The sequence below is a fragment of the Microbispora hainanensis genome (assembly GCF_006874475.1).
Taxonomy (GTDB): domain Bacteria; phylum Actinomycetota; class Actinomycetes; order Streptosporangiales; family Streptosporangiaceae; genus Microbispora; species Microbispora hainanensis.
In genome coordinates this window covers 1-5,189 of the sequence record NZ_VIRM01000107.1, presented here as the reverse complement: position 1 = coordinate 5,189, position 5,189 = coordinate 1, and the positions used below count along the sequence as shown (strand labels likewise).

The window sequence follows — 5,189 nt, the reverse complement described above, 5'->3', positions numbered from 1 at the left end:
CGGGCGCGAATCCGGTCGGGGCTACACCCATGCCTTGGACGCTCATGACGTCGAAGGCGCGGTGCTGCTGTTTCATCCGCGGGGCGCGATCGTGGGCCCGGAGGGCACGGCGGACGGGCGCATGGAGGTCGCGTCATACCTGGAGAGGTTCTTCGTCGCCTTTCCGGATTGTCACCACCTGATCTGGCGCCAGACGGACGTCGGCGACTGCGCGATCAACGAGGTGACGCTGACCGGCACGCACAAGGGTCCGCTGCTGTTGCCGACCGGTGAGGAGATCGAGGCGACGGGGCGTCGATTCCACCTGCGCGCCTGCGAGATCACCACCGTCGAGGACGGGCTGGTGATCGGCTATCAGTTCTACTGTGACCAACTGGAGTTGCTCGCGCAGCTCGGGCTCTACCCGCCGCCAGCTGAACAGCCACCGGACTAGAAGTGCTGGGAGTTGGCGTCCTCACAGGCGGCGGCGACCACGCCCTCTATCTCGGCCAGCCTGCTCGTGAGGTCCGCGATCGAGCCCGGCCCGTGGATCAGCAGGGTGACCGTGACCGTGCCGGCGTCGTGGCTCCTGCCGGGCTGCTCCAGCGACAGCTCGTCGACCACGAAACGCAGGCCCGTGCACTCGGCCAGGGCCTGGCGCAGCACGCCCCGTCCGTCCGCGTACGACAGGCGTAGCCGCGACTGGGCGTGCTTGGAGCGGGGGAGCCGGGCGGCCAGCGGGGTGAGCCCCAGCATCACGACGAAGTTCCCCACGGTGGCCAGGACGGCGAGCCACCAGAGGCCCGCTCCCGCGGCCATGCCGACCGCGGCGGTGAGCCACACGGCGGCGGCGGTGGTCAGCCCCTTGACGACGTCGCGGCGTACGAAGATCAGCCCGCCGCCGATGAAGCCGATGCCGGAGACGATCTGGGCCGCGACCCGGGACGGATCGAGCACCACCGACTCGCCGAGGATGTCGGAGAAGCCGTACTTCGACACGAGCATGAACAGCGCGGCGCCGAACCCCACGAGCGTGTGCGTGCGTAACCCGGCGCTCTTCTGCCGGATCTCCCGCTCCAGGCCGATCGCTGCCGACAACACGAGCGCGAGGGCGAGATCGACGCCCTGCTGCCAGCCGGGGCCGCCACCCACGCTCAGTGATGTCGCTATCACACGACAAGACTAGGTTTTCTCACCTGCGGACGTGCACGATTTGCGTCCGGGAACCCTGAGTTCGAAAATCAGACTCATGACGACGACAGCGAACACCCGTACGCATACGTGGGCTCCGACGACCACGCCTCCGGCCGACATGAGCGGGATCGACTTCCTGCGAGCGCTGCTCGCCGGGCAGTTCCCGCCGCCTCCTATCGCCGGCACGCTGGGCTTCACCCTCGTCCACGTGGAGCTGGGCGTCGCGGTCTTCGAGGGGGAGACGGGCGAGCACCAGTACAACCCCCTGGGCTCGGTCCACGGCGGCTACTTCGCGACGCTGCTCGACTCGGCGCTGGGCTGCGCGGTCATGAGCCGCCTGCCCGCCGGCCGGGGCTACACCACCACGCAGCTCAACGTCCACATGGTGCGTCCCGCCTTCGCGCACACAGGAGTCCTGAGGTGCGAGGCGACCGCCCTGCACGTCGGCAGGACGGTCGCGACCGCCGAGGCGCGGCTGACGGCCGTGAGCGACGGCAAGCTGTACGCCCACGGCACGACGACCTGCGCTATCTTCCCGACCGCGCCTTGAACAGCGCCCGCTTGGCGGCCTTGACCACCTGCTTGTCCGGATGGGTCTCGCCGATGAGGTCCAGCAGCTCCTCGACGTGAGGGTGGTGGACCTTCCAGATCACGTCGAGCAGCCCGATGAGCGTCTGCGCCGGGCCGATGTCGTGCAGGCTGGACACGAACTCCGGCCTGCCGAGCCCGGCGGAGATCGTCCACATGTCGAGGATCAGCCAGTGGGTGTCCGCCTGAGTCGGCTCCGGGGCGTCCTCGACGTCCATCTGGGTCAGGTGCGTCGCCGCGTACGGCCGCAGCGAGGGCTCCTTGAGCGCCTCCTGCCAGGCGGGGACGGCGGCCTCGCCCAGGGAGCCCACCAGGCTGGCGGCCTGGACCCGCACGAGGGCGTCGGCCTCCTCCTCGGCGGCGGCTTCGAGCAGCTCGGCGGCGGCCCCCTCCGGGTTGCGCAGGGCGAGCCAGGCCGCGAACTCCTCGTCGGCCTCCTCCTCGGACATGTCGGCGCTGAACGACAGCAGGTCGAGCGCGGTCATGGCGTCGATGGCGGGCCGGGCGTCGATCTCGATGTCCTCGTCGTCCAGCATGTGGACGAGGCCCTCCGTGCCGAGCGGCGTGAGGGTCACCACGTCGCCGTCGACGGTGACCATGCCGTAGCCGGTCAGCCAGGCGAGCACGGAGGCGAGCGGGTCACCGGCCGCGGCCCAGGCGTCGGCGCCCAGGTCGTCGTACTCCGCCGCCGCCTCGGCCAGCTCCTCCCGCAGCGAGGACACCGGCCGCGTGCCGCCGGCCAGCAGCACGCGGATCAGCAGCGCGCGGGTCAGGCCCGACAAGGCCAGCGTGAGGTCGTCGTCGTCCAGCTCAGGGTCGCCGTAGTCGAGCGAGTGGAGGCCGAGCATCCAGGCGTCCAGGACGTCGTCGTCGTCCTCGAACGGCCAGGCGGCGGTGTCGGAGTCGACGCTGACCGTGTCGTCGCCGTCGGGGGCGAGGAACTCCAGGTCGATCGCGAGGTTCCACAGGTTCCAGATGTTGCGCGCGTCGGGCAGGCCGAGCGTGCGCACCGCCTCGTCCACCTCGGACTCGGCGAGCAGCGTCTCCTCGCCCACCTTGCGCCCGGTGCCGACCCACAGCGCCAGATCGCGGGCCTGCGCGATGAGCGTCACCCCGCGGGCCGCCTCGGCCAGCTCGGTGTCGGGACGCAGTCTGATCGTGGGCAGGGCGGCGATCTCGTCGGCGAACGGCTCGAAGTCGCCGAGGCCCTCGTCGGCCTCGTCCTCGTCGAGCTCGTCCTCCTCCTCGTCCCAGTCGCGCTCGGCGATGGCGTCCTCCATCGCGTCCACGAAGTCGTCCTCGACCTCGTCCAGCTCCGTGAGCAGGGTCTCCAGGGGCGCCGAGCCCGGCGAGAGCCGCCCGGTGGACGACAGGAAGGTCAGATAGGCCCGGACGGCGGGGACCATGCCGTCCGCGGCGGCGTCCGGGTCCTCGACCACCTGGGGCATGCGCTCCAGCAGGACCGTGCGCAGGTCGCCGCGCTTCCACAGCCCGACGTCGTCGCGGGCGATCAGCCGATGCCACAGGGCGACGGGGCCCACGAGATCGGGGTCGCTGCCGGGTGCGTTGTCCGGCGCCCAGAGGATGAATTCTTGGAGCAGGGGACGCAGTTCAGCGGCGGCTGCCTCGATGCGGTCTGTCACCCCGCCAGCCTAGTGCCGCGACCGCCAGGATTTGCCCGGAAGGAGCGGTGTCCGGAGCGGCGCATCGCACGGCGGAGGAGGAGCTAAAGCGTGTATGTGGTTGTGATCAAGGGGTGGTCCGGGTGAGGTCTCTGATCCAGATCATCGTGGCACGAAGGTGGAGGTTGGCGAGGTAGCCCGCGGGGGTCTTGTCGTAGCGGGTGGCGATGCCTGGCCAGGCCTTCAGCTTGTTGATCAGGCGCTCCACGGCGTTGCGCTTCTTGTGGAGCTCGGCATCGTGGCCGACGGGCCGGCCATCCTTGCTGCCTCTCTCTGTCTCAAGCTCAAGTGGGACACACAGGGATGAACATCTCAACATGGTATGAATAGGGCGAGTCGAGTTGTAGCAGGCTGTGACCATGACAAAGCGCGACCTGGAGGCCGGAGGACCTCGGGGTGATCGACCTTAAGGGCGAATCCCAAAATTGATCACAACACGATACGCGCCCTCACCCGGCCTCCACGAAACTCGGCGCAGTTCACAAATGTCGCTTGATCAGGCTCTGGATGACCCGCGCCCGGCCGGCGATCGTGCAGGAGAGCCGCTTTGGCTCGTTGGTCCCCGGGGCTTCCGATAGACCAATGTCGTCTGCCTTCGACACCTGTTTCACTGCAGCCGCGTCCTTGCTTACGGCTCAAAACCTATGTCATGATCACTCCGTTTGCCTGCAGAAAGGCCGGAGTGAAAACACGACGATTGATGTCCGGCATATTAGCCCGGACGCGCTGCCGTGCTGCCCTGATCGCAGCCATGGCGCTGCCCGTCTCACTGCTCACAGTGCCGGCCACCGCCGAGGGTCCCACGCCATCCACTGTTCCTATAACACAGCCGACCGATCTCAGCACCCCGATGGGGGCCGCGCTGGCCCAGGCCAAGAGGGACAACACACGCGTCGAGATCGAAGGGCTGCGCTCCGAAAGTGGCACATACTTTGCTAACCCCGACGGCAAGACCGTGCACGCTGAGCTGCACAGCACACCCATCCGGGTCAAGAAGAACGACGTGTCGCAGCAGATCGATCCGACTTCGATCGAACAGGACGGAGTCCTGCGGCCGAAGGACATCGAAGCGGACCTTGCCCTGTCGCTCGGCGGCGACACCATCGCCCCTATCAATGCTAGTGGAGCTTGCCGTGAATGCCCAAGAATTGATCGCTCATTATGACTCCGTCCTCGCTGCGGACGAATGGATACTGTGGAATCCTGTCGCCTGGACGATAATTGAGCCAATGGGCGAGAATCACTCTGTTGAATACATAGGAGACCTGGTCTCCGGTGTTCACGATTTCCATCTTGAAGAAGTTTGCCTCAAAGAGGCGATGGAAGTTGATGAGGAAGGACCACAGATTTATCTTGACTTTTTCGAGGGAGGCTACTTCTTCTTTGACACCTATGATCTGGTTGGCACTCAGGAGCGACTTGTGCGAATTCTTGGGAAGAATTCCTTCATCTGGGGTATGCGCTGGGAGGCTGGCGCCGTACAGCGCCGCTTCTTCTACGCTTGCAATGGGAAGATAATGTTGCGCATGACCGATGTGCTGCGCGAGCCGGAACTGGAAGATGCGACACCCCTCGCCGAGGGCATCACAGCGGTTCGCTCTGCTTGGCAGACATCGCCAGGGGCCAATCGAGACTCTGCGCTCCTTGCCTTGATATCGTTGACAAGCGGCGCTTTGCTGACCAGTGACTGGCTCAACGGCAATCAGAACGCGTTCGTGACGAAAACCTAAACTGATCCTTGGTTCT

At 66.6% G+C, this 5,189-nt stretch carries 6 protein-coding genes and 1 pseudogene; 4 read left to right on the top strand and 3 right to left on the bottom strand.

The window, feature by feature from the left end; genetic code table 11:
• On the top strand, positions 1–433 hold a 433-nt coding region (locus FLX08_RS39540), incomplete at its 5' end, for an ester cyclase (RefSeq protein WP_142625382.1).
• Here the strand turns inward: FLX08_RS39540 and FLX08_RS39535 are convergent.
• Entirely contained in the window at positions 430–1,152 is a 723-nt protein-coding gene (locus FLX08_RS39535; RefSeq protein ID WP_244313234.1) for an MgtC/SapB family protein, read from the bottom strand. The two genes, FLX08_RS39540 and FLX08_RS39535, sit on opposite strands and share 4 nt — an antisense overlap.
• 76 nt (positions 1,153–1,228) lie before the next feature.
• Between FLX08_RS39535 and FLX08_RS39530 the strand changes: the two genes are divergently transcribed.
• Positions 1,229–1,723 (top strand): PaaI family thioesterase, encoded by a 495-nt coding sequence (locus FLX08_RS39530; RefSeq protein WP_142625381.1) that lies wholly within the window; start codon positions 1,229–1,231, stop codon positions 1,721–1,723.
• Here FLX08_RS39530 and FLX08_RS39525 read toward each other — a convergent pair.
• Positions 1,701–3,404 carry a hypothetical protein gene (locus tag FLX08_RS39525; RefSeq protein WP_142625380.1) on the bottom strand — a complete coding sequence of 568 codons (1,704 nt, stop codon included), beginning with the start codon at positions 3,402–3,404 and terminating at the stop codon, positions 1,701–1,703. The genes FLX08_RS39530 and FLX08_RS39525 overlap by 23 nt on opposite strands.
• A 106-nt stretch (positions 3,405–3,510) precedes the next feature.
• Positions 3,511–3,705 (bottom strand): annotated as a pseudogene (locus FLX08_RS39520) (hypothetical protein); the annotation flags it as partial.
• A 387-nt stretch (positions 3,706–4,092) separates the two neighbouring features.
• Here FLX08_RS39520 and FLX08_RS39515 point away from each other — a divergent pair.
• Positions 4,093–4,608 (top strand): hypothetical protein, encoded by a 516-nt coding sequence (locus FLX08_RS39515; protein WP_142625379.1) that lies wholly within the window; start codon positions 4,093–4,095, stop codon positions 4,606–4,608.
• A complete protein-coding gene (locus FLX08_RS39510) occupies positions 4,577–5,173 on the top strand; it encodes a hypothetical protein (protein ID WP_142625378.1) in 597 nt (198 codons plus the stop codon). The genes FLX08_RS39515 and FLX08_RS39510 overlap by 32 nt, the downstream gene beginning before the upstream one ends.
• Positions 5,174–5,189 lie beyond the last annotated feature (16 nt).

Excerpts from the sequence above, each read along its gene's own strand:
- FLX08_RS39515 (WP_142625379.1), top strand. The coding sequence starts at position 4,093 with ATGATCACTCCGTTTGCCTGCAGAAAGGCCGGAGTGAAAACACGACGA.
- FLX08_RS39530 (WP_142625381.1), top strand. The coding sequence starts at position 1,229 with ATGACGACGACAGCGAACACCCGTACGCATACGTGGGCTCCGACGACC.